The sequence below is a fragment of the Microvirga tunisiensis genome, from assembly GCF_009296175.1.
GTDB classification, from domain to species: domain Bacteria; phylum Pseudomonadota; class Alphaproteobacteria; order Rhizobiales; family Beijerinckiaceae; genus Microvirga; species Microvirga tunisiensis.
Genome location: NZ_VOSK01000001.1, coordinates 152,892 through 178,073 on the forward strand (window position 1 = coordinate 152,892; position 25,182 = coordinate 178,073).

General features: G+C 61.2%; 24 protein-coding genes, 1 tRNA gene and 1 pseudogene. 7 read left to right on the forward strand and 19 right to left on the reverse strand.

Translation table 11 applies throughout. The features are described 5' to 3' along the window. Nucleotides 1-12 precede the first annotated feature (12 nt). The 7 genes from FS320_RS00670 to FS320_RS00700 form a co-directional block, all read right to left on the reverse strand. Entirely contained in the window at nt 13-723 is a 711-nt protein-coding gene (locus FS320_RS00670; protein ID WP_152708670.1) for an ABC transporter ATP-binding protein, read from the reverse strand. Between the two features lie 10 nt (nt 724-733). Further along, nucleotides 734-2,500 carry a branched-chain amino acid ABC transporter ATP-binding protein/permease gene (locus tag FS320_RS00675; RefSeq protein ID WP_152708671.1) on the reverse strand — a complete coding sequence of 589 codons (1,767 nt, stop codon included), beginning with the start codon at nt 2,498-2,500 and terminating at the stop codon, nt 734-736. Further along, nucleotides 2,500-3,420: a branched-chain amino acid ABC transporter permease gene (locus tag FS320_RS00680; protein ID WP_152708672.1), complete on the reverse strand. Its 921-nt coding sequence runs from the start codon at nt 3,418-3,420 to the stop codon at nt 2,500-2,502. Before FS320_RS00680 ends, FS320_RS00675 begins: the two co-directional genes overlap by 1 nt. Nucleotides 3,421-3,504: 84 nt before the next feature. Beyond that, a complete protein-coding gene (locus FS320_RS00685) occupies nt 3,505-4,701 on the reverse strand; it encodes an ABC transporter substrate-binding protein (protein ID WP_152708673.1) in 1,197 nt (398 codons plus the stop codon). A gap of 81 nt (nt 4,702-4,782) precedes the next feature. Further along, nucleotides 4,783-5,559: an SDR family NAD(P)-dependent oxidoreductase gene (locus tag FS320_RS00690; RefSeq protein ID WP_152708674.1), complete on the reverse strand. Its 777-nt coding sequence runs from the start codon at nt 5,557-5,559 to the stop codon at nt 4,783-4,785. Between the two features lie 9 nt (nt 5,560-5,568). Next, nucleotides 5,569-7,368 carry an FAD-dependent oxidoreductase gene (locus FS320_RS00695; RefSeq protein WP_152708675.1) on the reverse strand — a complete coding sequence of 600 codons (1,800 nt, stop codon included), beginning with the start codon at nt 7,366-7,368 and terminating at the stop codon, nt 5,569-5,571. A gap of 41 nt (nt 7,369-7,409) precedes the next feature. Further along, a complete protein-coding gene (locus tag FS320_RS00700; protein ID WP_152708676.1) occupies nt 7,410-8,096 on the reverse strand; it encodes an EthD domain-containing protein in 687 nt (228 codons plus the stop codon). A gap of 147 nt (nt 8,097-8,243) precedes the next feature. Here FS320_RS00700 and FS320_RS00705 point away from each other — a divergent pair, with 147 nt between their 5' ends. After that, a complete protein-coding gene (locus tag FS320_RS00705) occupies nt 8,244-9,044 on the forward strand; it encodes an IclR family transcriptional regulator (RefSeq protein WP_152708677.1) in 801 nt (266 codons plus the stop codon). Between the two features lie 449 nt (nt 9,045-9,493). On the opposite strand, the pseudogene FS320_RS50590 reads toward FS320_RS00705, so the two are convergent. The 4 genes and pseudogenes from FS320_RS50590 to FS320_RS00720 form a co-directional block, all read right to left on the reverse strand. Beyond that, a pseudogene (locus FS320_RS50590) lies at nt 9,494-9,592 on the reverse strand (LysR family transcriptional regulator); the annotation flags it as partial. A gap of 16 nt (nt 9,593-9,608) precedes the next feature. Beyond that, nucleotides 9,609-10,358: an NADPH-dependent F420 reductase gene (locus tag FS320_RS00710; protein ID WP_152708678.1), complete on the reverse strand. Its 750-nt coding sequence runs from the start codon at nt 10,356-10,358 to the stop codon at nt 9,609-9,611. Nucleotides 10,359-10,390: 32 nt separating this feature from the next. Beyond that, nucleotides 10,391-11,182 (reverse strand): NADPH-dependent F420 reductase, encoded by a 792-nt coding sequence (locus tag FS320_RS00715; RefSeq protein ID WP_274597136.1) that lies wholly within the window; start codon nt 11,180-11,182, stop codon nt 10,391-10,393. Then, nucleotides 11,172-11,606 (reverse strand): MarR family winged helix-turn-helix transcriptional regulator, encoded by a 435-nt coding sequence (locus FS320_RS00720; protein ID WP_152708680.1) that lies wholly within the window; start codon nt 11,604-11,606, stop codon nt 11,172-11,174. Before FS320_RS00720 ends, FS320_RS00715 begins: the two co-directional genes overlap by 11 nt. A 912-nt stretch (nt 11,607-12,518) precedes the next feature. Here FS320_RS00720 and FS320_RS00725 point away from each other — a divergent pair. Continuing rightward, nucleotides 12,519-12,728 carry a hypothetical protein gene (locus FS320_RS00725; RefSeq protein WP_152708681.1) on the forward strand — a complete coding sequence of 70 codons (210 nt, stop codon included), beginning with the start codon at nt 12,519-12,521 and terminating at the stop codon, nt 12,726-12,728. Between the two features lie 16 nt (nt 12,729-12,744). Here the strand turns inward: FS320_RS00725 and FS320_RS00730 are convergent. Further along, nucleotides 12,745-12,825 (reverse strand) — tRNA-Met (locus FS320_RS00730). A gap of 109 nt (nt 12,826-12,934) precedes the next feature. On the opposite strand from FS320_RS00730, the gene FS320_RS50595 reads away from it, so the two are divergent. Further along, nucleotides 12,935-13,162: a GcrA family cell cycle regulator gene (locus FS320_RS50595; protein ID WP_152708682.1), complete on the forward strand. Its 228-nt coding sequence runs from the start codon at nt 12,935-12,937 to the stop codon at nt 13,160-13,162. Nucleotides 13,163-13,196: 34 nt separating this feature from the next. On the opposite strand, the gene FS320_RS00740 is transcribed toward FS320_RS50595, so the two are convergent. From FS320_RS00740 to repA, 5 genes are all read right to left on the reverse strand, one after another. Continuing rightward, complete coding sequence (locus tag FS320_RS00740) at nt 13,197-14,135, reverse strand: NAD-dependent epimerase/dehydratase family protein (RefSeq protein ID WP_162002728.1); 939 nt, start codon at nt 14,133-14,135, stop codon at nt 13,197-13,199. 695 nt (nt 14,136-14,830) lie between these two features. Further along, nucleotides 14,831-15,484 (reverse strand): transposase, encoded by a 654-nt coding sequence (locus FS320_RS00745; protein WP_338105264.1) that lies wholly within the window; start codon nt 15,482-15,484, stop codon nt 14,831-14,833. Continuing rightward, nucleotides 15,406-15,924, reverse strand: a complete 519-nt coding sequence (locus FS320_RS00750) for a helix-turn-helix domain-containing protein (protein ID WP_244626895.1) — start codon at nt 15,922-15,924, stop codon at nt 15,406-15,408. Before FS320_RS00750 ends, FS320_RS00745 begins: the two co-directional genes overlap by 79 nt. Before the next feature lie 127 nt (nt 15,925-16,051). After that, nucleotides 16,052-17,215: a plasmid partitioning protein RepB gene (repB, locus tag FS320_RS00755; RefSeq protein ID WP_152708684.1), complete on the reverse strand. Its 1,164-nt coding sequence runs from the start codon at nt 17,213-17,215 to the stop codon at nt 16,052-16,054. Next, a complete protein-coding gene (gene repA / locus FS320_RS00760; protein WP_152708685.1) occupies nt 17,215-18,423 on the reverse strand; it encodes a plasmid partitioning protein RepA in 1,209 nt (402 codons plus the stop codon). The genes repB and repA overlap by 1 nt, the downstream gene beginning before the upstream one ends. Nucleotides 18,424-19,822: 1,399 nt before the next feature. Between repA and FS320_RS00770 the strand changes: the two genes are divergently transcribed. Then, nucleotides 19,823-20,635 carry an aminoglycoside phosphotransferase family protein gene (locus FS320_RS00770; protein ID WP_152708687.1) on the forward strand — a complete coding sequence of 271 codons (813 nt, stop codon included), beginning with the start codon at nt 19,823-19,825 and terminating at the stop codon, nt 20,633-20,635. A gap of 517 nt (nt 20,636-21,152) precedes the next feature. On the opposite strand, the gene FS320_RS00775 is transcribed toward FS320_RS00770, so the two are convergent. Both FS320_RS00775 and FS320_RS00780 read right to left on the reverse strand, forming a co-directional pair. Next, nucleotides 21,153-22,067 carry a recombinase family protein gene (locus FS320_RS00775; protein WP_162002729.1) on the reverse strand — a complete coding sequence of 305 codons (915 nt, stop codon included), beginning with the start codon at nt 22,065-22,067 and terminating at the stop codon, nt 21,153-21,155. A 44-nt stretch (nt 22,068-22,111) separates the two neighbouring features. Then, nucleotides 22,112-22,534, reverse strand: coding sequence for a DUF2267 domain-containing protein (locus FS320_RS00780; RefSeq protein ID WP_152708688.1), 423 nt, complete (start codon nt 22,532-22,534; stop codon nt 22,112-22,114). 341 nt (nt 22,535-22,875) lie between these two features. On the opposite strand from FS320_RS00780, the gene FS320_RS00785 reads away from it, so the two are divergent. The 3 genes from FS320_RS00785 (at nt 22,876) to FS320_RS00795 (ending at nt 24,867) form a co-directional block, all read left to right on the forward strand. Then, complete coding sequence (locus tag FS320_RS00785; protein ID WP_338105263.1) at nt 22,876-24,018, forward strand: RHE_PE00001 family protein; 1,143 nt, start codon at nt 22,876-22,878, stop codon at nt 24,016-24,018. 88 nt (nt 24,019-24,106) lie between these two features. After that, nucleotides 24,107-24,292 carry a hypothetical protein gene (locus FS320_RS00790; protein WP_152708689.1) on the forward strand — a complete coding sequence of 62 codons (186 nt, stop codon included), beginning with the start codon at nt 24,107-24,109 and terminating at the stop codon, nt 24,290-24,292. A 56-nt stretch (nt 24,293-24,348) separates the two neighbouring features. Next, entirely contained in the window at nt 24,349-24,867 is a 519-nt protein-coding gene (locus FS320_RS00795) for a hypothetical protein (RefSeq protein ID WP_162002730.1), read from the forward strand. The last annotated feature ends 315 nt before the right edge of the window (nt 24,868-25,182 follow it).

Here is a 25,182-nt window from a genome sequence, read left to right on the forward strand (position 1 = left end):
GCGACGAATCGTTCAGTGCACGCCCAGGTAGGCGGCTCGCACCCGGGGATCGTTTAGCAGTTCGGAGCCTTTGCCCTGGTGCGTGACTTGGCCCGTTTCGAGGACGTACGCACGATCCGCGACAGCGAGGGCTTGATTGGCCATCTGCTCCACGAGCAGGATCGTCAGCCCCATCTCGCGCAGGGAGCGGATTGTTTTGAAGATGTCCTGAATGATCAGAGGAGCAAGACCGAGCGACGGTTCGTCCAGGAGGAGAAGCTTTGGCTCGCTCATCAGGGCTCGCGCGATGGCGAGCATCTGCTGCTCGCCCCCTGAGAGGGTCCCGGCCATCTGCTCCTGGCGCTCTCGAAGACGTGGGAACAGGACATAGGAGCGCTCGATCTTCGCCTTAAGGCTTTCCGGGCTGTCCTTCTTCGCGTAGGCCCCGAGCAGCAGGTTGTCCTGTACGCTCTGGTCAGAAAACACGCCACGTCCCTCCGGCGAAAGCGCGACCCCGAGCGGGGTTCTTTTGTAAGAAGGGACGGATGTGATGTCCTTGCCCTCGAAAACCACCCGGCCGGCCCCCACAGGCTCGAGCCCGACGATGCTTTTGAGAAGTGTGCTCTTGCCGGCCCCATTGGCGCCGATGATGGCGACCACCTCGCCATTCGGCACCTCGAGTGACACGCCGCGGATCGCCTCAATGGCGCCGTAGGAAACCTTTACGGAATCGAGCTTCAACATCGTTTTGATCCTAAGCTGCTTCTGCGCCGAGATAGGCCTCAATGACTCGCTTGTCGGACTGGATTGCCGCGGGCGAGCCTTCCGCGATCTTGATGCCATAATCGAGTACGACGATGTGATCGGAGATCGACATCACCAGATCCATGTGATGCTCGACCATGAGGATCGTGATCCCGAGTCGGCTGATCTTTACGATGAGCTGGCCGAGTTCCGCCGTCTCCTGAGGATTGAGGCCGGCCGCCGGCTCGTCGAGGAGCAGAAGTTTGGGCTCTGTTGCGAGCGCGCGAGCGAGTTCTACCCGGCGCTGCAGGCCGTATGGCAAGCTGCCGGCTGGCGAATGTGCCAGATCCGCAAGGTCCACGGTCCCAAGGATGGCCGAGGCCCGCCGGTGCGCCTCAGCCTCCTCCCGCCGCGAGGACGGCAACGCGAGGAGGGACGCCCAGAAGCCGTTCTTCATCCGGCAATGTTGTCCGAGCAGTACGTTCTCCAGCACTGACAGATTCGCGAACAGGCGCAAGTTCTGGAACGTGCGGCCGATCCCCATGCGGCAGATAACATGGCTTTCCGTTCCACCGATGTCCTGCCCAACGAACGCGATGCGTCCGGAGGTCGGAGTAAGAACACCCGTGATCATGTTGATCATCGTGCTCTTTCCTGCACCGTTCGGCCCGATGAGCGCGTGAACGTGCCCCGGTGTCAGCCGGAAGGACACATCCTGGGCCGGACGCACACCGCCGAAGTGCTTCGACACGTGGTCGACGTCGAGCAGCGGCTGGGATGCGCCGATTGATGCCGCGGCCGCCGCTGGCTTGAGTGCCTTCGGTTCCGGGAGCGTCTCGGGTTTGCGGGCCACAGTGCCGAATAACTGCTTCAGCAGGCCGGCAACCCCATTCGGCATGAGGTAGAGGGCAAACAGCAGCAGGGCGCCATATGCGAAGTGTTGGACCGAAGGCCACTGCGCCAAGAGGGCATCGATGAGGGTTAGCAGGACCGCGCCAATGAGCGGCCCGTACAGGTTGCCTGAGCCGCCGAACAGGACGAGCAGGAGGATGAAGATCGACAGATGGAACGTGATAAAGTCGGAGTTCACATACTGGTTCTGCTGCGCCACCATAGCGCCCGCGATCCCGCAGGTCACGGCCGCGATCCCGAAGGCGAGGATCTTATAGCGATAGACGCTCACCCCCACGGACTCGGCAGCGATTTCGTCCGCCTGCAGGGACAGGAAAGCCCGTCCGAACCGTCCGCACAGGAGATTGCGCAGGAGAAGGTGCGTTACTGCCCCGAGTGCGATCGCGAACCACACCCAATGGAGGTTGCTGAACGGCGTGCCGGCGATCGCGAGAGGCTTGATGCCAAAAATCCCCTCCGCACCTCCGAAGACCTCCGTCCACTCGCTGACGAGCTTCTCGACGACGATGCCAAAGGCCAGCGTGACCATGGCGAGATAAGGCCCGCGGACCCGCAGAGACGGCCAGGCGATCAGCACGCCGCACAGTCCCGCCACGACCGCGGCCGCCGCAAGTGCCGTCCAGGGGTCGAGATCGAAGCTCGTCGTCAGGAGCGCGGCTGCATAAGCGCCGGCCGCGAAAAGTCCGGCCTGTCCAAGGGACTTCTGCCCCGCATAGCCGACCAGGACGTTCATGCCTGCGGCGCACAGGTAATAGACACCCATCATGAAGAGGATGCGCAGATAATAGTCGTTATCGACCAGCCAGGCCAGGAGGGCGATCCCGAGCGAAACCGCAATGACGGAAAACAGATGAGGGACCCGCATCAGACCTTCTCCACTGTGCGCTGACCGAGCAGACCATAAGGCCGGAAAGCGAGGACCATGATCACAAGGAGGAAGACAACGATCTCCCGCCATTGCGCCTGCCAGAGATTAACAAGGGATTCCAGAACGCCGAGCGTGAAGCCGCCGAGGACACAGCCCCGCGGATTGGACAGTCCGCCGATGATCGCTCCCGAAAAGCCTTTGAGCGCGATGGCGAGCCCCACATAAAGCGACGCCGACGCGATCGGAGCGATGAGAACCCCGCTGAGACCGGCCAGTGCGGAACTCAGGAAGAATGCTCCCACCATGATGGCGGTCACGTTGATCCCCATGAGACTCGCAATCCGGCGGTCGTGCGCGACGGCTCGCATGGCCTTGCCCATCATGGTCCGGCTCATCACCCAGTCGAGGCCCACCATGATCACGACAGCCACGACCAACATCAGGATTTCCTGTGGTCGGATACCGATCCCTGCAATCCTGATCACCTCATCGCCAACGGGAGATGGCACGACAACCTGCGAGGGGCCCCAGATCGCGAGCCCAAGGCTGGTGAGCATAATCCCGAAGCCGATGGTGCTCATGACCCAGGACATCCCCGGCTTGCCGGCGAATGGCCGCACGGCCAACGCATAGAGGAGGACACCCAGAAGCCCGATCACGATGATGGTGCCGAGAGCTGCGACGAGATGCTGCCAGCCTGCGATCGTCGCGTCGGTCAGTGGCGCATTGATTGGCTTGCCGAGCAGCAGCCACAGGATTGAGACCCCGATGAATGCTCCGACCGAAACGAAGTCTCCATGCGAGAAATTCAGCGTCTTCGTCGTCGTGAAAGTGATGCTGAAGCCGAGGGCAATGAGCGCGTAGGCGCCGCCGACGGCCAGTCCACTCACGATCGCCTGCACCAGTGCGACCAACATCGTTTCCTCCCAATAGCTTTATGGCAACTGCTCCGGGGGCGGGCCTTCGATCAGCCGAGGCCCGCCTCTTGCGACTGGGCAATTTTACATTTTGAAGTCAGCGTCGCTCAGAGACTTGATGACGTCGTCGCTGTAAGCAACGAGCTTGCCGTCCTTCCAATGAGTCCAGCGGTAGTCTTTCGAAGTCAGCGCCTCCCGGACCGTAGGCGAGAACGGGTTGGTGTAGGTCTTCATGATGCCGTCATGTGTCCCTTGGAGGTTCTCGAGCGCCTCGCGGACCTTTACCCCGTCCGTTGAGTTGGCCTGCTTCATCGCCGCTGCAAGAAGCGTCACGGCGTCGTAGGAGTGTGCAGCGAAGCCGAAGGAGCTGGGCGAGGTCATCTTAGCCGCGAGCCGATCGTACAGCTTTTGCTGAGCGGGGGAGCGGTCCTCCGTCACGGTCCGCATGAAGATGGGACGCTCCGCGAGGGACTTGCCAGCGGCCTCATAAAAGCTCTGATTGTCGGCGGCCCAAGACATGAGCGTCGTAGGGAAGTAATTGATCTTCTCCATGCTACGCATGAGCTGACCGAGTGGCGTGCCCTGCGCCCACACCACGATCGTATCGACACCCGCAGCCTTGCACTTGTTGAGCTGAGAGGTCATGTCCGTGTCGTTAACGCCGAACTTCTCGTTACAGGCCGGCTTGATTCCCTGCAGGTCACCGAGTTCCTGAATATCTTTCAGGCCACCCTGCCCATAACCGGTGGTCTCGGCGAGGTAGCCGACGTTCTTCGTCGTAGGATTCTTTTTGACGTAAGCCATCAGTCCCGCGACCTGTTCGCGGTCGACCATCGAGACCCGAAACATGTAGTTCTCGGCACCGGCCTTCACGGGATAGGTGATTGCGGTGGCCGAGCCGACAGTCCCGATCACAGGGATCTTCTTCTGTGTGGGAATGTGCTTCCAGGCAAGGGCATTGCCTGAATTGGTAGGACCGAAGACGGCGACGACCTTCTCACTGTCGATCAGTTCCGACATGTTCTGGATCGACTTCGGAGGCTGGGAGAGATCATCTCGGACGACGAGAGTCAGCTTCCGGCCTAACACACCACCAGCCGCGTTGATGTCCTCGATAGCAGCTTGGAGTCCCAGGGTGGCCGCTTGCCCACTCAAGGCTGATGGCGAGGCCGACAGGTCTCCATTGAACCCGAGCTTGATGTCCTGTGCCTGAGCGGTGGCAGCGACGATGCTCAACGCCGCGGCGCCAAGCAGGGTATGGAAGTAGGTTGAGCGTCTCATTGCGGCTTCTCCTTAGAGTGTTTCCCGTATCGATTATTTCGGCGGCTTATCCCTGATGGCGGCCGCACTTCTTGGGCGATGTCAGACCGCCAGGAACCCGCCGTCGACGGGCAGGACGACGCCATTGACGTAGGACGCCATTGGTGAAGCCAGGAAGACCACCGGGCCGATAAGCTCCTCCGGCTGTCCGACCCGCCCGAGCGGGGTTCGCTTGAGGAACCCGGCGAGCCGGCTGGGATCCTCGCGCGTGCTCTCCGTCATCGGCGTCTCGATGACTCCGGGTGCGATCGCATTGACGCGGATTCCATCCGAGGCGAGTTCTCGAGCAAGAGCTTGGGTAAATAGCTTCACGGCTCCTTTCGAAGGCGAGTAGCCAAGGGTATCGGCAACCCCGACGAAGGATGCGATTGAGGCCACGTTGATGATCGAGCCGCGCGTTTGCCGCAGGGCCGGGAGCCAGGCGTGCACCACGTTGAACGTGCCATTGACGTTCACGTCGAACACGCGGCGCCAGTTTTCGTGGGCGCGGGGGCTATTGATGTCCTCACGGATGATGATCCCAGCATTGTTCACCAAAACGCTCACGGCTCCGATCTCGCGTCCGACCTGTTCCGCCAGCGCGGTACACGCCTCAGCGTCAGTCACGTCGAGTGGGAAAGCGCTGGCCTCGCCGCCACTCGAACGGATCTCCTGCGCGGTGGCCTCGGCCGTGCCGGCCTGGATGTCCGTCACGATCACTCGGGCGCCGCTGCGGGCGACGCCGAGGGCGATGGCACGACCATTGCCCTGCCCTGCACCTGTCACGAGGACAAGGTGCCCTTGGAGGAGGCCCGGAATAGCGATACTGCTCTCTGTCATCGAACCCTCCTACGCCACTTCGCCCATGACGATCGTCCCGTCTTCCTCGACAGACGGGCCGCTGCGCGCCGCTGGCTTCGCGTCGGACGTGAGCTCACTTTCCACCCCGGTCTGGACGCCAGCGATGTGGCAGCCCGCGATATGGCCGAAGGTCAGGGCCGGGCCGAGCGTGATGCCGGCCCCCGGGTAGTTGCCGCCCATGATGCTCGCGATGTCATTTCCGACCGCATAGAGGCCTGCGATTGGCTCCCGGTTGCCGTCCAGGACACGCGAATGCCGATCGGTGATAAGACCCGCATAGGTTCCAAGATCGCCGACCACGAGTTTGATCGCGTAAAAGGGTCCTTTTACCAACGGAGCAATGCAGGGATTCGGAGCATTCAGCGCATCGCCCTGGAACCGGTTGTAAGCCTTGCTGCCTTTACCGAAGGTAGGATCCTTGCCGTCACGGGCATGGATGTTGACCTCCCGAACGGTGGCTTCCAGCCCAGCGGCGTCGATGCCCGCCTTCTGAGCGAGTTCGGAGAGCGTTGCTCCCCGTATGAGATATCCCGTGCGGAGATGATGGCCGATCGGCAGCGGGAACGGTGCCACGCAGCCAAGACCATATTTGCGAAGCGTGCGATGGTCGCAGACAAGATGGGCCGAAACCTCTCCACGGCCAGCGGAGGCCGCGATCATGGCCTGAACGAAGTCGTGATAGGAGTTGCCTTCATTCGTGAAGCGCTTGCCGTTGGCGGCCACCGCGATCACACCCGGCTTCGCCCGATCGATGAAGTGCGGCATGACCCCCTTTGTCCCGTCCTTACGGGTCGTCACGGACACCGGCACCCAGGCCGCCGCATGCGGGAGGGTGGTGTCGACTTTGCCACCGACGGCTTCAGCAAGCCGCAACCCATCTCCCGTGTTGCCGGTCGGCCCTGGGGAGTAATGTTCCGTTCCAGTGGGCGCGTGAGGGAACAGCTCTTTGCGCCGGGCGACATCGTGGGGGAACCCGCCACAGGCCAGCACCACCGCACGCTTGGCCCTCACGTGTGTCGGCTTGCCCTCTTTCTCGATGATCGCACCCCGGACCTCACCGTTCTCGACCACAAGCTCTCTCGCGGGAGCGGACAGCCACAGTGGCACACCGAGATCGAACGCCGACTTGGCGAGACGGCCCGCGAGCGCATTGCCGTTGGTGAGTGTCATGCCACGACCGTAGCGAAGCACTTGTGTGAAGTGCTTCGAGAGTCGCTTCGCCACATAGATCGCGGAGGGAATGGAGCGGGTCGCGCGCATGAAATGCACGATCTCTTTGCCCGATCCGAGCATCATTCCGAATACCGTTAGCTCCGGCAGCGCCGCTCCGAGGTTCTTGATATTGTCTCCGAGTTCCCGGCCGTCGAAGGGGCGAGCCACCATAGAGCGGCCCCCTTGCGTCCCGCCGGGTGCCTCCGCATGATAGTCAGGGAAAACGAGAGGCATGTCGAAGCGCACGGATGTCTTTGTGACGAAGAAGTCGACAGCCTTGGGACCATTCTCCACAAAGGCATCGACCCGCTCGCTGTCAAAGCTGTTCCCAGCCTCATGCCGGAGATAGGTCTTGGCAAGAGCCGGGTCCTCGTGGATCCCCCAGGCTTTCGCGAGGGAGGTCCCGGGAATCCATAACCAGCCGCCCGATCGGGCTGTGGTTCCGCCGAATTTGGGCTCTTTCTCGACGATAAGGACTTTCAGACCGTGCGCTGCCGCGGTGACTGCGGCGCTCATGCCGGATGCACCGGATCCAATGACCAGCACATCGCACTCGTAAGTATCTCGGGCTACCATTCTCATCCTCCAGTTTGGGCTGGGCTGTGCATACGCCAGCGTCAGACGACCTCGTGCGTTTCGACGAGGAAGGTTGAAATCTCGGCGATGAACTCTTCTGCATGGGTCATCAGCGTCTTGCCGGCAGGTGAGTTAAATCCGGCGTCCAGGCTCTCGCGATCGCTGAACCAGAGCTCCACGATGCCGTCGATTGGGAGCTCGTCATAAGACGCGGGCCTGCCGCGGCCATGAGCGCGGTCGAAGATGAGGTTCTGGGTGTAGCCTTTCACCTCTGGCAACCGTTTCACCAGCACGGAATGCACTTGGAACCATTCGTGCTGGAACTTCTCCAAGGACACATCGGGCCTGCGTTTCAGGGTCGACATGCGCTTGATCAGGCGCGCCCCCGTCGGCACCGGGACCACCTGCTGCTGAATCGCGGTGATCAACTTGAGGTCGCCAATGAACGAGGCCTCGTCCGCTGCGACCTCTTCGACGAGGTCACTCGAGAAGGCGCGCTGCATGGACGGCAGGTCATCGAACCAGAGCTCTGAGATCCCGTCGAAGTCGTGGGAGCCTCTCGCATAGACGATACCACGCTGCTCGCGGTCCACCACGTGGTTTTGGTGGTAGCGCCGCAGGCTTGGAAGCTTAGCGGCCAGAGGCCCATGCAGATCCCGCCAGTGCGCTCGGAACTCAGCGTCACTAAGGCCAGGCTTCTTCTGCAACAGTCCCATCCTGACGACCATCGGGGCTCTCCTCCTCGACCGCACCTTTTTGGAATAGAGCCTTGATACAGGCCCGTTAGATAATGGTCAATACATTTGATAATAATTAATTATTGCATTAGGTCGATCGCATTTGCTAAGGTTGCCCATTAGATGAGGGATTGAACAATGGACAATGGCCAGCGCGGAATTCAGTCCGTGGAAGTTGGAGGGCAGTTGCTGGTGGCGCTGGTCGAATCCGGCAAGCCCATGATGTTGCGCGAGGTCGCCGCCCTTGCTGAAATGGCTCCTGCTAAGGCTCACCCCTATCTCGTGAGCTTCATGCGGTTGGGATTGGTGGAGCAGGACAGGGCCAGTGGGCGTTATGAACTCGGTCCGCTGGCCCTCCAGATGGGCCTTGCGTGCATGCGCCGCCTAAGCCCGGTCCGCATCGGAACAGATGCAATCGTTGAACTTGCCCCCGAGATCGGGCAGACGGTCGCCCTCGCCCTATGGGGCAATCATGGTCCCACCATCATCCGCATCGAGGAGGCAAGCGCTGCCGTTCATGTCAACATGCGCGCAGGAAGCGTGATGTCGCTCCTTGGAACGGCCACGGGACGAGTATTCGCAGCGTTCCTGCCGGCCAAGCTGATCGAGACCTTCCTTGAAGCCGGCCAGCGCGAGGCCACTGTCGGGAATGAAGCGGCGCGGCATATGTCACGCGAGCAGATCGAAGCAGCATTGGTGGAGGTGCGGCAAAAGGGTATGGCGCGAGCCGTCGGCCGTCCGATTCCGGGCGTCAATGCCTTCAGTGTCCCGGTATTTGATCAATCGGGCTCTGTCGCGCTCGCGATCACTGCAATTGGGCCCGAGGGCACCTTCGATGCGGATTGGGAAAGCCCTATCGCGACCAAGCTTTTGGAGTGTGCTGCCAAAGTATCAGAGCGACTTGGATCCCCATCCAACCGCTCGCATCAGGCGGCCTGATTGTTTCTCGTACAGGCGCACTGCCGTGTTTCACGCTGAACTTATCAAGGTGGTGGCGCGATCACCAGAGAAGGCACGCGAGCATTTCTCCAAGGCTGTATGGACGTTCTTCTGCCAGTCGCCGCAAAGCTTGGTACACCCACGTTCGGTGCAAAATCGGAACGGGAATCGTTGCGCGCCGCTTCAGCCGATCTGGACCGCCCGCTTGGCGTCCCTGACATCTGCCTGCGCGAGCTCGTGGTCACGTTGAGGCGTGTTCCCGACCGACCGAGGACAGCCCAAGCAACGGAAAAGTCGGAGTGAGGAAAGGCCGCGTCGGGTCAATGACAGCCTTTAAGCGCAGCCTTGTAAGAGTCTGCTCATCGCGCGAATGCAGAAATTCGACTTAGGTCAGCCTCGTGCCAAAAGCGGCCCTTTGGCTTTTCTGGCATGGCCCAATGCAAAGTATGGGGCGTCCCGACAACGGCCATGCGCAGGTCCGGCCCAATTCGGGCCGCGATCATATCCTTCGCCACCTGCTCTCCGAGCCGAACCGCGCCCAGAAAGCGGATAGGAGTGCCAGATCTAAGCAGCGTTGAGCACTTGCGAAAGTCGCACTACGAAGTCTCGGCCCGGATTCGTCCCGACCCCACCGAACCGCTCCAGATAAACTGCGAAGAACAAGTCCTGCCGCTTCCGGGAGCGGGTCAGATCAGCCGCTGCCAGAGCCTCAGGTAGTTCTGCGAGTGTGACCTCGGTGCAGTAGCAGGGCGAGCCACACTGCTGTCGCCAGGAGTCCGCTATCGCGCCCGCATCATAGGCGTCGAAGCCCGACTCCTCGACAAGTGCCATCGTCACGTCCCGATCCCGGTCACGATCGGCCGCAACGGGAGCGGCGAGGCGCTCCGGGTGGCCTGCGGGCCTGCCCATCTCTTTCAGTGTCACAGAATAGATCGAGTTCCACGCCTTCGCGATCGGACGACCAAGTTGCTCGGAGACCCAGACGCTGTCGGTCTGCCCGTTCTCGATTGCCTCGATCCTATCGTCACGCGCCGGGATGTAGTTCGACGTATCGATCACCACCGTCTCCGCGGGAAGGTCGGCGAGCAGTGGTGCGAGGTCGGGAATGCGGATGAAGGGGATCGAGAGGATCAAGACGTCAACGTCGGCCACGGCTTCCTCCTTCGTGACCGCGCGGGCACCCGTGGACAGCACGTCGGCGTCGATCGTAACCGGTCCACGCGAGTTCGCCACCTTTACGGTATGGCCAGAAGCACTGAACTTCTTAGCCAGAGTTCCGCCGATGGACCCACTCCCCAAAATTCCGATTTTCATGACAAATTCCTCAAGGTCGAATGTTTCTGTTCTCAGTTGCCTGAATGCACCGAGCGGTTCATGTGGATGATGTCGGCATGGCTGGGGTTGGGGCTAAGCTGTCCGATGCAGTCGTAAAGCTGATTGCGGATCGCAGGCGCCTTGCCGGGAACGGCTTCCGCCAAGGCGTTGCGCATCGTCTCCGCGTCGTAGTCGCAGCAGTAGCCCGGGGTGCCGGGTTGCTGGCGCCAGGACTCCGCCAGCGAACCTGTGTCCACGGGGTCGAAGCCGACCTCGTTCACGATGCCCATGACGATCCGCTTCGCCTCGGCGTCGTCGCCTGCCACCGCAACGGCGATGCGGACGGGCGATGCTTCCGGACGGCCGAGTTCGGCGAGCGAATGGGCGAGGATGTTGTTGAAGGCCTTGATGATGGGACGGCCGATCTGCTCGGAGACCCAGATGCTCTCGGTCTTCCCGTCGTCAAGCTCGGGAATGTGGGGATCACGAAGGTCGGGATAGTAGTTGCCCGTATCCACGATCGGGGCACGCTCGGGAAGGCCATCGAACAGGTCCTTGGGAAGCTTCGCCACGGCAGGAAACGGGATTGACAGGATGACGAGGTCCGCGCCCTCGACTGCCCCGCGGGCATCGACGGGGGTCGCGCCAATCTCCTGAGCGAAGGAGCGCACGCCCTCAGGGCCTTTCGAGTTCGCGACACGGACCTCGTGCCCCGCCGCACTGAGCTTGCGGGCAAGTGTGCCGCCGATGTTGCCAATGCCAATGACGCCAATCTTCATGTTTGTTCCTTTCGATTGGTGTTGGTTGCGCCCCTCAAGGGGCAGTGATCGGACGCGCAAGGCCGTCGAGCGTGCGGCGAAGCTCTTCGAGGCCGTCCACGGTGAGCTGACACGCCACCCTGATCTTGTCGGGGATGGCGCGGAGCTCGCCTTCCAGGCCACGACCACGCGGGGTGAGATCGATGAGAACCCGGCGTTCGTCAGAAGCGTCACGTGTCCGCGTGACCACGCCAGCGGCCTCCAGTCTCTTGAGCAGCGGCGTAAGCGTGCCGGTTTCCATGTCGAGGCGGGCACACAGCTCACCAACGGTCAGGGGCGAGCCGTTCAGCAACTCCAGCGTGACCAGGTACTGCGAGAAAGTCAGACCCAGCGGCTCAAGAAGCGGTTTGTGCAACCGCACCATCCGGTTGGCGGCGGCGTTGAGCGCGAAGGAAAGCTCCGTGGCAATGCTCTGTCGGTCGGAAACCATTTATGCAGCTTACTATTATGTAGTGTACTACACAAATGGATGCCGGAGATCGAATTGTCAACCAATGTCCGCGCCTTACCCTCCGATTTCAGGCGGGACAGATATGCCTCCGAACGGCAGCATGGGTCGAAGGCAGACCCTCCGCTTGGTCGGTTGAGGCCAAACCTACGGTTGCAGAGTCCATCCAGAGTCGGCCCTGGGTCAAAATTTCACGTTACGACCGCTTAACAAACGTCGGCACTTGAATGCCGAAGCGGACCAAACGCTTACGCTCAGGAGTGCCATGATCCGACCTTCCCGCCATCGCACGGTCAGATGAATTCGGCAGCTGGCGACGTTTCTTGCCTGCGGTTCAGGCAGACAATTCGATTGGGTCGAGGTGACAATATGGGCGGCTGCAGCGTGTCGTGAAACCGCTCATTAAGCGCCATGGCCCACTTATGGCAGCCTCCTTTTGCGTAGTTGAGACCACCGTGCGTACTTGCTCCTGTCCTGCCTGCCACAGCACCATCAACATAGGTTCTACTCGCTGCCCATACTGCGCGACTCAACTCACTCGAGCCATCGTTCCCATCCATGGTTGGGCTACGAGAGCCACGCGAGGCCTCGTGGGTCTTGCTGGTGGCGCATTCACTGGCGCTGTTGGTGGTCTCGTGTTCAGCGCTGCAACAGGTTGGAACTGGCTAACATACGCCTGCATCATCGTGTCCGCCCTGTTCTCCGGACACAGGCATTGGCAAGGTGGGCCCGCGGCAACGGTCGCAAAGCGCCGGTGACCATGTCCGACAGGATGATTGGCAACGTGTCCGGCATGGATCGGCCCCTCTATAGGGTGTGCCTTTCCGCACGCCTCCCCGGTCCCGAAAATGCCACGGTATGCTCGCCCCCTGTGTTCCCGGATGGAGTCGAACCATGCGCGCGATCCTCGCACTCCTCTGTCTGTTCTCCGGCTCGCCGGATGATGCGATGGAGAGCGTCGACACGGCGCAGGAACCCAAGATCGAGAGGTACCGGGCGCTCCTCTCTGAGCTCGCTTCCTCAGGAACAGCCTCGGAGTCCAAGGCTCCGATCGACTTGCCTGCGGGCTTGAAGGAAGCCATCGAGACCTGGACGGGCCAGTAAGCTGCAGCAATCGGACTGGTGCGGGCGGAGGGACTTGAACCCCCAACCAGACCGTTATGAGCGGCCGGCTCTAACCATTGAGAGGCCCACGCCTCCCGAAATGTGCCGCATTCATAGGTGCCTGGCTATGTCAGGAAAGGCACACCGGCACGGAACTCCTGGTGACCAAGGCCCTTAGGAGTCAGGTCACTGTCACTGAGTATTCGATGCCTGAGATCCCCGAGCCTTCTTCCCGCGACCGAACCACGCTCTTCAAACTGCGGGCGCAGCAATGCCGCTATGTTGTCTCGGACGAAACCGAGGCGATCTTCTGCGGGGCCCCGACCGATGACGGATCCAGCTGGTGCCCGTGGCATCGACAGCTTGTCTACACCAAGCCAGCTTCCGGTGGTATGAGGACTGGGCGTGGGTTCGCCCTTCCCGGTCCTCGCTAGAGCGGGCTGATGATGGGATGCGGGCGGTACATGCTCAGAGGGTGGATTGCAGAGCGGTGATGGTCTGGCGAATACCCTCCCGTAGCGGCGTGACTGAGCCCCCGAACACTTGCTCGAACTTGGACGTGTCCATCACGAACGGCTGCTCGAACTGATAGAGCACCTCTCGTGCCTCGCGGATCTGGCGATTGAACAGGCCAGCCAGCATCAGCATGCCCCGTCCGAGCCGCCGCATCCGGGGCGGCTGGCCCAGGGCCTCGAACACCTCGGCGATGAAGGTCCGGCCCGTCACCGGCGGGCCGCTCGGAATGTGCCAGACATCGCCCCAGGCGCGGGCATTCGTCCCGAGAGTGATCAGACCGCGGGCAAAGTCCGGCAGGTAGGTGAGCGTATGAGGCGCATCCAATGAGCCGAGCCAGGAGGCCGTCTTTCCCCGCAAGGCCAGCTCGATCACCAGCAGGTTGGCGGCTGAGGTGGCATGGGGTCCATAAAAGTCCGAGCCGCGACCGACCGCAACACCGACCCGGCCACTCCTGTGTGCGGCCAGGAACATCTCTTCCAGGCGGGCCCGCAGCTGCCCCTTGGGACCGCTCGCCCGGCGCGGGCTATCCTCGGTCATCGGACCCCTCGACAGGCCGTACATGTAGAGGTTGTCGACCACCACGAGAACGGCATCGGCAGCGGAGGCTGCGGCGATCACGCTCTCGGTCATCGCCGGCAGGACCTGCTGCCACTGCGCGTAGGGCACGCTCGCCGCGTGATAGACGACTGCCGCATCCCGGCAGGCCTTCCGGACCTCGTCTGATCGCATGATGTCGGCCGTGACGGCCTCAACGCCTTTAGGCCATGGCTCGGTGGCTCGGCGGCTGACGGCCCTCACACGGCGGCCTTGGCGTGCCAGCTCAGTCACGAGGGCACGCCCGGCGCCGCCGGTGGCGCCGAGGACAACGTGGTAGCCTCCTGTCTCTGCCACGATCTCATTCCTCTCGCGAACGGCCGATCGTCATTAACGCGTCCTGCATCCTGCCATAAGGACGTCCTCAGGCGCCGGGCGCACTCAAGATTGGGCAGGGAAAGGCGGCAGGCACCTCCCTCCAGAACTCTGCTCTGCACCCCCTGCCCTCCCCTCTTCAACTGCCGTGAATACGTCTTGGGTGGCGCGACAATCTCTACTCTGATGCTGACAGAGGCCGCGGGGTTTCTGCGGGTGAGGCTCCTCTCACTTGAGGTTTTCCGATCCTTGCCCGTTTCAAAGGCTACGCTTCCACGCAACTGCTAAGTTGTTGAGGTAAAACGCTGGAACGAAGTTAGTGGAAGCTTGCTCGCGGCTGGTTACGGTCTGATGGACGGATGCGAGCTGTTTTGTCGGCTGCATCGTGAGCCACTCTACCTGAGGCCTCATCATAAGCGCTTATGCAGCTCCCCGGACGGCTGAAGGATCTCAGAAGTCCTTGTTTTAAGCCATTTTAGCAGGGCTGAGGGAAGCCCTGCCCTCTTTGAGTGGTAAACGGAATCGCTTACCGATCGTCATCAACCGATCGTTTGCACAGGACTTCTGACTTTGTACGAAAACCCGTTTGTCGATAGCAAGCCCTCCAAGTTCGGCACCCTCCCCTACTGCCGTTGCTCGGTAGACCACGAGCCCACTTTCTGATTGCTCCAATCTGTCTAAGTAGGTCGCCAAAAGTTCTGCAACATTTTTCTGAGCCAGAAGTGTTTGGAGGCCATGCCCGCCTTGCGACATGCCTGTTGCGGCGTCAGCGTCAGCACCCAGGCTGCGGCATCGGCGGCTAGAGCATCGATGGACGCGGCCTGCCGGTTGGCCGCGACCAGCCGCTTGAGCTCACGCCAAAGCTGATCCATCGGGCTCAGTTCGGGGGCCTGCCGGGGCAGCCACACGAAGCGGATGCGCAACCGGGCTGCCAGCGCCTGGGTCTGCGGGGCGGTGTGGGCGCTGGCCCGATCGGTCAGCAGCCAGAGCCAGCCGGCGCGGCGGTAGCGGCGCCGCAGCGTGCGCAGGAACGCCTGGGCATCGGCCTGACCGGCGTGGGAACGGATCAGCACCACCCGGCGCGCGCTTTGCAGGTCGATGCCCCCGAACAGTACCCGCTTGGCATTGCGGCCGGTGATCGGCACGACCGCCTGAGCGCCCTTGAGCGCCCAAGTCGCGCGCAGCGGCGGAAACAGCCGCAGCAGCGTCCAGTCGAGGCACAGCAGCCGATCGCCCCTGTGCCAGCCCGCCTTCAGACGTCGGGTGATCCCCCCTTTTTCTGCGGCAGGTGAGGCGCGCGCGCGACATAGACGTAGCGCGGCCGCTTCCAGCGATAGCCCGCTTCGTGCAGCCGCCGCCGCAAGGTCCGGGGGCTGACCGCGATGCCTTTCGCGCTTAGGTCGTGCGCCAGCAGCGGCACCGTCCAGCTCGTGGCCTGATAGCCGCAGCGGCGTGGGTCGCGCGCCAGGGCCGCCGCCAGTCGCTGCGGCGTCAGCGGGCGATGCAGGCGAGGCCGCCCGCTGCGCGGCCGGTCGAGGAGCGCGCTGGCCTCATGCTCGGCCCGGTACTGCGCCAGCCAGCGATGCACGCTGGAGCGGTTGACGCGGCAGCGGCGGGCCGCCTCAGCCATGGAATGGCCCTCGGCCACCAGCAGCAGCGCCTCGAGGCGGCGATACACACGAGCCTCACGGGCGCCAGCAAGCGCTGCGGCCAGCCGCTTGCGATCCGCCTCGTCGAGCCACGTCTCGGGAGAGTGATCATGTCGTTGCATGCTCCCCAGGGAACACCCGCAGCTCTCGCGTTGCAAGTCTTATGGCGACCTACTTAGCAGTGCGGTCGATAATTGCCCGTTCATGAGTGAGGGCAGTCGAACACAACTGCCCTCTAGAACGCACGGATCAAGCTTGCTTGGCGCCTTGGAACTCGTTGTAGAGATCTTCTAGTCGTGATTTGAGAAAGTCCCCAAATTCTGGTGATACCTTCCGATCAATGACAAGAGAGAACCTGTCATCCGTAACGGAAATCTTCGCGAGACGGACGCCGTCGGGAGCAGTCCATGTTTCAGGCTTTGAGCCAGGTTCCTTTGTAATGAGTGCCCTATACGCAGCTTCGAAAATGGCATCGCTGTCCCGGCCCGCCTTCTCGGCACGCTCAATTGCACTGCGAACCTTGTCAATGGTGCGTGGCTTGATCAATCCGGAAAGGTCTTCCCATTTCCTTCTGCCGATCTTCGGTGCAGGGCCGATTGCATCGATGATGTGACCGGGAACTGCGTTTGCGACTGAGAGCATCTTTGAAAGCATAGATTTGTCGACGCAAAGTGCCTGCATTATTACTTCCCGCCGGAAGCCGCGCTCTTCCAGGCGTGATGCAAAACGAGCCTTCTCAATGAAGCTCAGGTTTGTGCGGGCATTGTTCTCTTGGCCTTGAGCAACGACGAGTTGCTCATCGGTGAGTTCGCGAACGACGGCTCTGATCTTTATGCCGAGTTCCTTGATCGCTCGAAGTCGGCGGTGGCCGTAGGCTACCTGGTACCGTCCAGAGTGCTCAGGGTGTGGCCGCACTAGGATTGGAACTTGCTGCCCTTCAGACTTGATGGCTGCAACGAGCTCCTTATGGGCTTCGTCTGAGTAGGCCATTCGGTCAGGAACAAACGACGCATCAATCTCGGAAGGATCGAGATCGACAATAGTGTGACCAGCTCGAAGCTGTTCCTCGAGTTCCTCAACGCGACCAACAGAGTCGACAGCTTCCTTCATTGCTCGAAGAGGCGAGGTCTTGAGAGATGGAAGCTTAGTTGGGAGCACGGCGATCTGCTCGCCAGCAACGTTGCTTGCAAGAGGACGGTCTGCGAGAGGACGAGAGGCTAGTGGCCGATCAGCAAGTGGCCGATCAGCAAGTGGCCGGTCGGAGAGAGGACGATCACCGGTAATTGCAGCAGCGGCCTCGGCCTGAAGTTCCCCTACAGGGTTGGGAGCGGGTGCTCCGGCAGTCCCAAGGTTCGCGCTGGGGGAGCCATCAGCATCATCGTTCCCAAAGGAAATAAGATTCTTGCGCGCCATTAGTGCCTCCCCCACGCTTTACGGATTTGATCTTCGATTTCGCCGTTAACGAGGTCCAAGGCCTCCAAAGCTCTGTCGTAAGTACCCTTGTTGAATTTGGTCCGATCGACTTCGTACAAGGTTTGCTTTGTGATCCCGGAATCCGCAACCGCGGTGCTCTTCAGCATGCTGTTCTGCAGCACGCGATGTCCGAACAGAGACCGCATGAACCCAACCATCTGGTTCTGAGGTCCATCGCTTGGCTCGTATCGAGTAACAAGGTATCGCAGCCAGTCATAGTCGTTGCGGTGCCTTCCAAGAGTGGTCGTGACTTCGCCAACCATCCTGAGGAATTGAGCCATGGACAGCACATCAAGCATTTGCGGATGAACTGTCACAAGAAGCGATGTTGCAGCACATAGAGCCGCCATGGTCAGGTAACCGAGATTCGGTGGGCAATCCATGACGACAACGTCGTAGTGCTGGTCCACCGACTCCAGGGCTTCCAGGACCTGCATGAAGAAGATCTTGGAATTCCTTCCGGCAGGCGCGGTTGTCTCAAATTCCATGAGTTCGAGATTGCCGGGGATGAAATGAAGGCCCGGGAGGTAGGTCGACCGAATGATGTTCTCAATCTGGGTGCGATGTTCGTCGAACCGGATTGCCCCATACAGCGTTTCGTTGTCCCGCACGTCGAGTTCCGGCTGGTTCCCGAAGAGTGTCGAAAGGCTCGCTTGCGGGTCCAGGTCGATAGCGAGCACGCGATAACCGCGAAGAGCAAGATACTGAGCTAAGTGGGCCGTCGTCGTCGTCTTCGCACTTCCGCCCTTGAAATTGATTACCGAAATGACTTGGAGCTTCTCGCCCTCAACTCGATGAGGGATATAACGGCGGTTGGACTTTGTCCCTTCGAGGAACTCTCGGACTGCGTTCACTTCCTCAATCGAGAAAGTCCGCCGGCCATTTGGCTGCATCTCTGGCAGGGGAGCTTTGCCCTCTGCCGCAAGTTGCCGGAGATAGCCCTCATGAATGCCTAAGAATTTCGAGGCTTCGCTTGAGGTAAAGCGGCGGATGGCCTTCTTCGCAACTGGAGGAAAGATCCTCTGGGTGTGTTCCTGTAGCTTTTTTGCGAGGATGTCGGCGTCAAGGACGATCTGCTGCTTATTGGAAGCGGTGTCGAGAGCCGGTGGGACTACAGGAATGGATGAAGGCTGCTGAACTGCTGTCATGTACGGTTCCTTGCGTTTCCGCGCGGAATTGGCCCTAGATCGGTAAATCTGCGCTGACCTCAGTACGCCCTTGGGATGTTAAGAACCGGTTAATAGCACGCTCGAATTTTGCTCAAGTGAGCTGAATAGGTCGAAATATCCTCGACGGAAGCGAAGAATTGAAGGCAGCAGTGACCGCCCCCTCCCCTCTTTGACGGGCACGGCCCCTCTCAGAAAGGCGCCGGCCAGGCTGCTGGGGGCATTCTCAACGAATGTGCCGGTTGAACATCAGCCGCCGGTTGTCCGCGGACAACCCATCCTGGGCCGTCAAGTGCAGCTCTATTCTAAGTGCGAGCAACTATGTGGTTGCGCCAGAGCGGCGTGGCTCAGTGAGAGTGCAGATATATGGTTAATGAGCCGTTTCCTTCAGGTGGCATAGCATGGAGGCTGCCCGCGCTAGCTCACGCTACGGCGCAATCTGCCAGTAACGGGATGCCAGCCCTGACGGCGATGGAACGACGTAGATCCGCGATTCCCAACCCGTTCGATCTGAAATCCAGTAGGTTTTTCCCCGTTCGGCGCTCGAGGAACCTGGCTGCGGCCTCCTTCCCGTTAAAGGCAATGATCTTGGATCCGGACTGGGCCATCCGTCCTGCGAAAGACCTAATGTTGTAGTCGCTATCCCCGAGACCGGGGGCGGTTTCGGACGCCTTCTTTGCGAGATTGGTGAAGCCAATGCCGAACTTGGGCAATTCCAAAAAATCGTGGGGCTGGAGCTGCCTAGATGTCAGCCCTACCTAAGAGACGGCCGACCAAAAGCGATTGCCGGGTTGCGCGTAGTAGGCACCGGACGCGGCAGAGCGGTTACCGGCAGCCAGTCCGCAGAACACGATCTTGAGGCTCTGAAGGAGAACGTCTGGGAGCCTTTTCGGTCGTAGGCCCGATCTGGAGTGAGATCGGCGGGACAGTGTAGTTGTCCGCGGACAACCCATCAATCAAGGCGCCGGCGGACACCCCCTACCCTATTCCATTGCCGTCCCAAAACGAGAGTTAAGCTACCGGAATGGTCTTGTCCTGTGTAGGATCCGTCGTGCTGTAACTTTGCCAACTTTCGGCCGGGAGATCGGTTGTCCGCGGACAACCGACTGAAAGGAGCTGTGTGGAGGCCGCCATTTCTTAAAGGGCGGACCGAGTGTGGAACGGGTCGAAGCCATGGGTTGTCCGCGGACAACCCTCGAAATACAAATCTCGAGCGCGCTTGTTGCAGCGGGACGAACCTGATGTCCGGCGCCTAGTTGTCCGCGAACAACCGATCAAGTCCTCACCTGCACTCTTCGTGGATAACATCTGGCCCTTCGCACTCACCAACCGTAGCGGCCCGCGTCTCCTAAGTGGCCATACGCTGTGATATGTCTGACCGATGTTTGAGCCCTACCTGACTCTTTGGAAGCTGGTTCCCGACGGCAATCCTATCACCACCCCAGCCGCTCGGTTGTTGCCGGTAACACAGGATGGCGAGCCCGCCATGCTCAAGATATCCCATGAGGAGGACGAGCGCTTCGGCGGCGTGCTGATGGAATGGTGGGACGGAGAAGGCGCAGCGCGGGTTCTGGCTCGGGACAATGAAGCCCTATTGTTGGAGCGTGCTACCGGCTCTGACTCTCTCGCTGAAATGGCCCGGTCCGGCCGCGATGACGAAGCCTGCCGCATTCTATGTGCTACCGCTGCTCGGCTCCACGCCCCCAGGCCGAAGCCTCATCCTGACCTGATCCCACTGATGGTTTGGTTTCGCGACCTGGAGCCGGCAGCCGCCACGCATGGGGGCATTCTGGTCCACTGCGCTGAGGCGGCCCGTACGCTGCTGGCTGCACCCCATGAGGTCGGGGTTCTGCATGGTGACTTGCACCACGACAACGTGCTCGACTTCGGAGCACGCGGCTGGCTCGCCATTGATCCGAAGCGCTTGCTCGGGGAGCGCAGCTTCGACTTCGCCAACATCTTTACGAACCCCGATCTGGCGGATCCTACACACCCGGTTGCAACTATGCCCGGCCGCTTCGCGCGTCGTCTGGAGCTCGTCACCTCTGCCGCAGGGCTGGAACGGCGACGGCTACTACGCTGGATCCTAGCCTGGACTGGGCTATCGGCTGTGTGGTTCTTGGGCGACGGTGATCCGTTGGCAGCTATTGATCTAGAGGTCGCGTCGTTGGCCGCTGCGGAGCTGGATCGATGATCAGCCCCGCGGTTATGGTAAAGACCAAGAGGGCGGGGTGAATCGTGGATCCAGGAGCGAGTTGACCGCCTTGCCATCCTGCAGGGCAGGGGAGGCCAACCTTTGGGACGGGGCCCGACGCGGCGGCGACAATCCTGGGACGAGAGGCAGGGAGACCTATTCGGAGTCTCCCCACCCAAGCCTGCTGCCGCTAAGCGTCCAATCCCTGCCATCCCGAGGGAAACTCCGGTAAACCAACCTATAGAGGCCGTGTCGCTTACTTCTTTGGCAAAGCGGGCCAGCCGCCACGAGATCGACGATATGGTTAACGAGTTGGGCGACGATGAGCTTGCCCACCTGATCGTGAGAGGGGTTAGGACTCTCAAGCGACGATTGGCACGGGTAGGGCAGGGGGCCGGTCGCTCCAGTCGAATTGGCGGGCGGCGGAGCGCATTGGATCGGGCGCTCCAGGACCTCGCGGCCGAACTGTCAGGCTTCGACGAGTCAGATGCAGATTGGTGAGAGCTTGAATATAAGCCTAGCTTGAGACCTCGCTACTGGTAGTTAATCCGAGCTTGTTGGCTCGATCGAGGAGCGATTTCACAGATGAAGCGGACCATCTGCTGCCTCCACGAGGAGCCCGCTCTCGCATCCTTTCCAACTGGGCTGCGATGTCACGTAGGGTGAGCTCAGGCGCCGCTATGGCAATGCCAGCGACGAGGGTCAGAAGGCGTTCACTCAGCAGCCGGGGAGGGGACTTCGTTAAGAGCGCCTTTTCGGCCAGGCCCTCCTTCACGAGACGTCTGGTGGTCCGGCGGAGTCGTTCCGCTGTCCATGATTGGCCTGAGGCATTGAGGACTCGTGCTACGTCATCCCAGGTGTGTTGAGGGCGCAGTCGACGGACAGTGGGCAACCAAGTGTCGAGCGTTTCCAGAACTACTTCGAGATGAGCGTGAGACCAGCCGGCCGCCGCCTTGCGAATTGCAATCGGATCTCGCGCCCTCAAGCCGGGATTGCCCGGCAGCTTGCCGCGCCGGGCCGCGGCCTTGATGCCTGCCTTGGTGCGCTCGGCGATCAGGGACCGCTCCAATTGGGCAACAGCCCCCAGCACCTGGAGGGAGAACATGCCCTGTGGGGTTGTGGTATCGATCGGGTCGCCGAGAGACCGGAAATGCGCGCTGCGGGCCTCCAGCTGCTCGATGACCTCGAGGAGGTGCTTCACCGATCGTGCTAGTCGATCAAGACGGACCACGACCAGTGTCTCTCCGGGCTGAATGTTGCGGAGAAGGCTTGCCAGGACCGGACGGCTCCGCGAGGCGCCGGAGGCGAACTCCTGATGGATTACAAGGCAGCCGGCAGCGCGGAGCTCGTCAGTCTGAGGATCGGTGGCTTGGTCCTCCGTTGAGACGCGGGCGTATCCGACCAGGTTGGCTTTGAGAGGGGAGGGGGGCACGGCTGCAAGTGGCCTTTGATAAGGTGATGGAATATTCGGGAATGCTAGACCACAGCCCAGAATTGAGCCGCACACGGAGGCATGCACCTCAGGAGATCGTCTAGAGCCGTCTCATCGACGTGGCGACGTAGGGCGGTTGCGACATCCCGTATGGCAGTTTCTGGCGAGAAGTTGTGGTCACGGCGGAGGCTTAGAACCTCAAGGGTCAAATCTGCTCGATCCCTGAATTCCCTTTGCGGCTCCTCTGAGTCCCAGTCGGCTACGAAAAGCGCTCTCAGAACCGGCGGCAGGATGTTAGCGAAGCGGATCGCCTCGATAACGGAGAGCCGGCGCCGGAAGGTGAGCAGGACCGCTTGCACCATCGTGTAGGTCTGGTTGCGCGTGGACAGGCCGGAGATGTCCCGAGCATCGCGCAAGAAGGCTTCGAAGTCCTCTGACACGTGCTGGAACTCCATGGGTATCGTCATAGCCGTTTTGCCTCCAAATCTAGCCCTTTGTACAATGTCTGCAGATAGCCGCAACTGGCCGTTTGGGAACGTTGCTGAGGGCATTTGGATGGCGCGACGAGGAGGGCAGGGGGATTACTAAGACGGGCGAAAGTGCCTTAAAAATTAAGGTTTTGGCAGTTCGCTCAGGGAATGCGAGGCTTTCGTTGGCCTTCTTGATCAAGATGCCGATAAGGGGTAATTATCGATACCAAAGGCCAAGCTGCAAGGGGCTCATACCGCAGCGAAGCTAATCCCCGATTTGGTTCCCTTGCTGGCGCAAAGCGTGGCTGGTACAAGAGCTTAGAACAAGGGGGGTGGCCGTGCATCGGGATTGGGACGAGGAGCACATCGAGCGCGCCGCGCTCGCCCTGCCGGACCTGCCGTGGGAGAGCATCGCCGGTCGGCTCGAACAGATCACGATTGCCGTTCTGCGCTTCGACGCGCGCCTGGAAGCCTCCGGCCTCGCCGCCGGCTGGCAGTCCCGCTGCGACATGACCGAAGCCGTGCGCGCCCTGATCCTTGATGGTCACTTGGTCGATGTCGGCGATCTGGTGCTGCACGACGCCGGCATGGATGTGCGCCACCCCACCCATGAACTCACCCGGGCCGCCGCGGCGCTGAAGTCCCGGCGCACCGCGATGGCGCGCAAGGCCCCGTGGCCGCTGTCGATCGACGGCTTATCCGCCCTGAGGGGCATCGGAGGTGTCGCGGACGAGGCGTCGCGGCCGTCCAAGGTAAAGCGGCCCAATCCGGACGATGACGAGGCCTACCCGCTGCATGCCAACGATGCCGACCCGTGGAAGGCCCACTTTGCCGAGATCGATGCCCTGCTCGATCGCACCAGCAAGGTGCTCGCCGGCGAAACCCCGCTGCGCAAGAGCCGCTCGCACCTGGTCTACGATCCGGATCAGGATGAAGCCGAAAACGAAGATCTGTGGCTGGATCTGATCAAGCGCACAAGCCATTGGCCGGCAGTCGCGGCGGCGGCCGTGGCGTGGAATGCCTGGCTCGATCTCAACCTCTACACCCGCCATCCCTGGCTCGGCCTGACGATGGCTGCGTCCGTTCTCCGGGCTCGTGGCCTGACGCACCATCTGCTGCCGCTCGCGGCGGGGTTCAAGCAGTCGAAGTTCCGGCCGCAGGGCCGGGAAGGGGCCCGGGAAAAGTTGGAGGGCTTCTGCCAAGTGCTCGAGGAGGCGCTGGCCATCGCCAACAAGGATCTGGATCGCCTGATCCTGGCCCGTGAGCTGATGAACCGGGTGACCAAGGAGTGCCGCAGCAACTCGAAGCTGCCGGGACTGGTGGAGCTGTTCCTGTCGCGGCCGCTGGTGACGGGGCCGCTCGCGGCCAAACTGCTGAAGGTGACCCCAAAGGCTGTCGACCTCATGCTAGCGCAGCTGGGAGGCGCGCTTCCGCGGGAGCTCACCGGCCGCACCCGCTATCGCGCCTGGGGCATCGTGTGACAATTTCCTTAATCTTGACGCGGTGTTGTCATTGTCGGTTCATCTTCGTCAATCTATGACTGTGTCCCGTTCAAAGGGACGGTTGCGCATGTTGATGTGGGGTACGGTCGTTGCTTTTCTGCTCTCCCTCGCGGCGGTAGGCCCGCTGCGGGAGATCTCGCCATCCTGGCTCCAGAGCGGGGCTGAGCTGATGGCGGTCATCAGCGTCTTTGCCCTCGTGTGTTTTCTCGAATCCAGCAGCAGTAACCCCGACCGCGGCAACTCGGCCTCCTGAAAAGTTTGGTAAGGACCCGCGCGCTACGGTGCTGACCCGTCACCGGAGACAGCACTGTGCGAAAACTTCTGCTCGCGGTAATCGGGATTGTCCTGGCGGCCCCCGCCGCTGTTGCCGACGGCATGAGCCTTGCAGGCTCCCTCTGGCAATGCACCCGCTCTACCGATCAGTCTCAGTTCGTGATCACGTTCTATCCAGGAGGAGGGGTCGGAGGCGGCGAGCTGGAGAAGGACGAGGTAAGCCCCTACATCTTCGATGCTTCCCAGACGAATCCGGGCGAGTGGCCTGGGAGATGGGAACAGACAGGCCAACATTTCACATGGGCATTTCCGGATCAGAGCATTCAGATCGAAGGTAGCCTCTCAGGATCTGGTCAGCCGGCTGCGCGGCTCACCGGCACCGGAACTGACGCTGGCGGTAAGTTTGCAGTGACGTGCAGAAGCTTGGTGAAACTGCCCCCGATCGGGGACGGGCTCGTTGTCCCAAGGGACAGCCGCTTTATCGACCTGGATGGAGATGAGGGAGAACTGAAGGTGCCCGCTGGGGTCTCCCTTCAAGAGCCAGAACAGCGCTAAACTTCACTTCGCGGCGGGGGATTGAGGAGATCGTCCTTAAGCTGACTGTCTCGCGCCATACCGTGGGCTGTGCGCAGGTAGGCAGGGGATAATGCGACAGGACCGGATCAATCGTCCCTGTGCTCCCATCCGCCGCTGGAGAAGGGACAGGGCCCATTCCAGCGAGGGAAGGGCCCTGAGTGACACGAAGTCACCATCTGTTTTGATGATCCGGCATCGCCGGTGGAATAGTCCAGATCGGTGAGCTGGAGTACGTCTCAGCACTCAATCGAAGGTGGGGAGGCGCGCTTCAGCCCTGGGGGTTGCACTATCTTA

Coding starts and splice junctions, on each gene's coding strand:
- FS320_RS00710 (WP_152708678.1), bottom strand. CDS start 10,358: ATGAAAATCGGAATTTTGGGGAGTGGGTCCATCGGCGGAACTCTGGCT.
- FS320_RS00680 (WP_152708672.1), bottom strand. CDS start 3,420: ATGTTGGTCGCACTGGTGCAGGCGATCGTGAGTGGACTGGCCGTCGGC.
- repB (WP_152708684.1), bottom strand. CDS start 17,215: ATGGCGCGCAAGAATCTTATTTCCTTTGGGAACGATGATGCTGATGGC.
- FS320_RS50595 (WP_152708682.1), top strand. CDS start 12,935: ATGCCTGAGATCCCCGAGCCTTCTTCCCGCGACCGAACCACGCTCTTC.
- FS320_RS00770 (WP_152708687.1), top strand. CDS start 19,823: ATGTTTGAGCCCTACCTGACTCTTTGGAAGCTGGTTCCCGACGGCAAT.
- FS320_RS00675 (WP_152708671.1), bottom strand. CDS start 2,500: ATGCGGGTCCCTCATCTGTTTTCCGTCATTGCGGTTTCGCTCGGGATC.
- repA (WP_152708685.1), bottom strand. CDS start 18,423: ATGACAGCAGTTCAGCAGCCTTCATCCATTCCTGTAGTCCCACCGGCT.
- FS320_RS00695 (WP_152708675.1), bottom strand. CDS start 7,368: ATGGTAGCCCGAGATACTTACGAGTGCGATGTGCTGGTCATTGGATCC.
- FS320_RS00670 (WP_152708670.1), bottom strand. CDS start 723: ATGTTGAAGCTCGATTCCGTAAAGGTTTCCTACGGCGCCATTGAGGCG.
- FS320_RS00685 (WP_152708673.1), bottom strand. CDS start 4,701: ATGAGACGCTCAACCTACTTCCATACCCTGCTTGGCGCCGCGGCGTTG.
- FS320_RS00790 (WP_152708689.1), top strand. CDS start 24,107: ATGTTGATGTGGGGTACGGTCGTTGCTTTTCTGCTCTCCCTCGCGGCG.
- FS320_RS00700 (WP_152708676.1), bottom strand. CDS start 8,096: ATGGTCGTCAGGATGGGACTGTTGCAGAAGAAGCCTGGCCTTAGTGAC.
- FS320_RS00690 (WP_152708674.1), bottom strand. CDS start 5,559: ATGACAGAGAGCAGTATCGCTATTCCGGGCCTCCTCCAAGGGCACCTT.
- FS320_RS00750 (WP_244626895.1), bottom strand. CDS start 15,924: ATGCAACGACATGATCACTCTCCCGAGACGTGGCTCGACGAGGCGGAT.
- FS320_RS00705 (WP_152708677.1), top strand. CDS start 8,244: ATGGACAATGGCCAGCGCGGAATTCAGTCCGTGGAAGTTGGAGGGCAG.
- FS320_RS00780 (WP_152708688.1), bottom strand. CDS start 22,534: ATGACGATACCCATGGAGTTCCAGCACGTGTCAGAGGACTTCGAAGCC.
- FS320_RS00720 (WP_152708680.1), bottom strand. CDS start 11,606: ATGGTTTCCGACCGACAGAGCATTGCCACGGAGCTTTCCTTCGCGCTC.
- FS320_RS00725 (WP_152708681.1), top strand. CDS start 12,519: ATGCGCGCGATCCTCGCACTCCTCTGTCTGTTCTCCGGCTCGCCGGAT.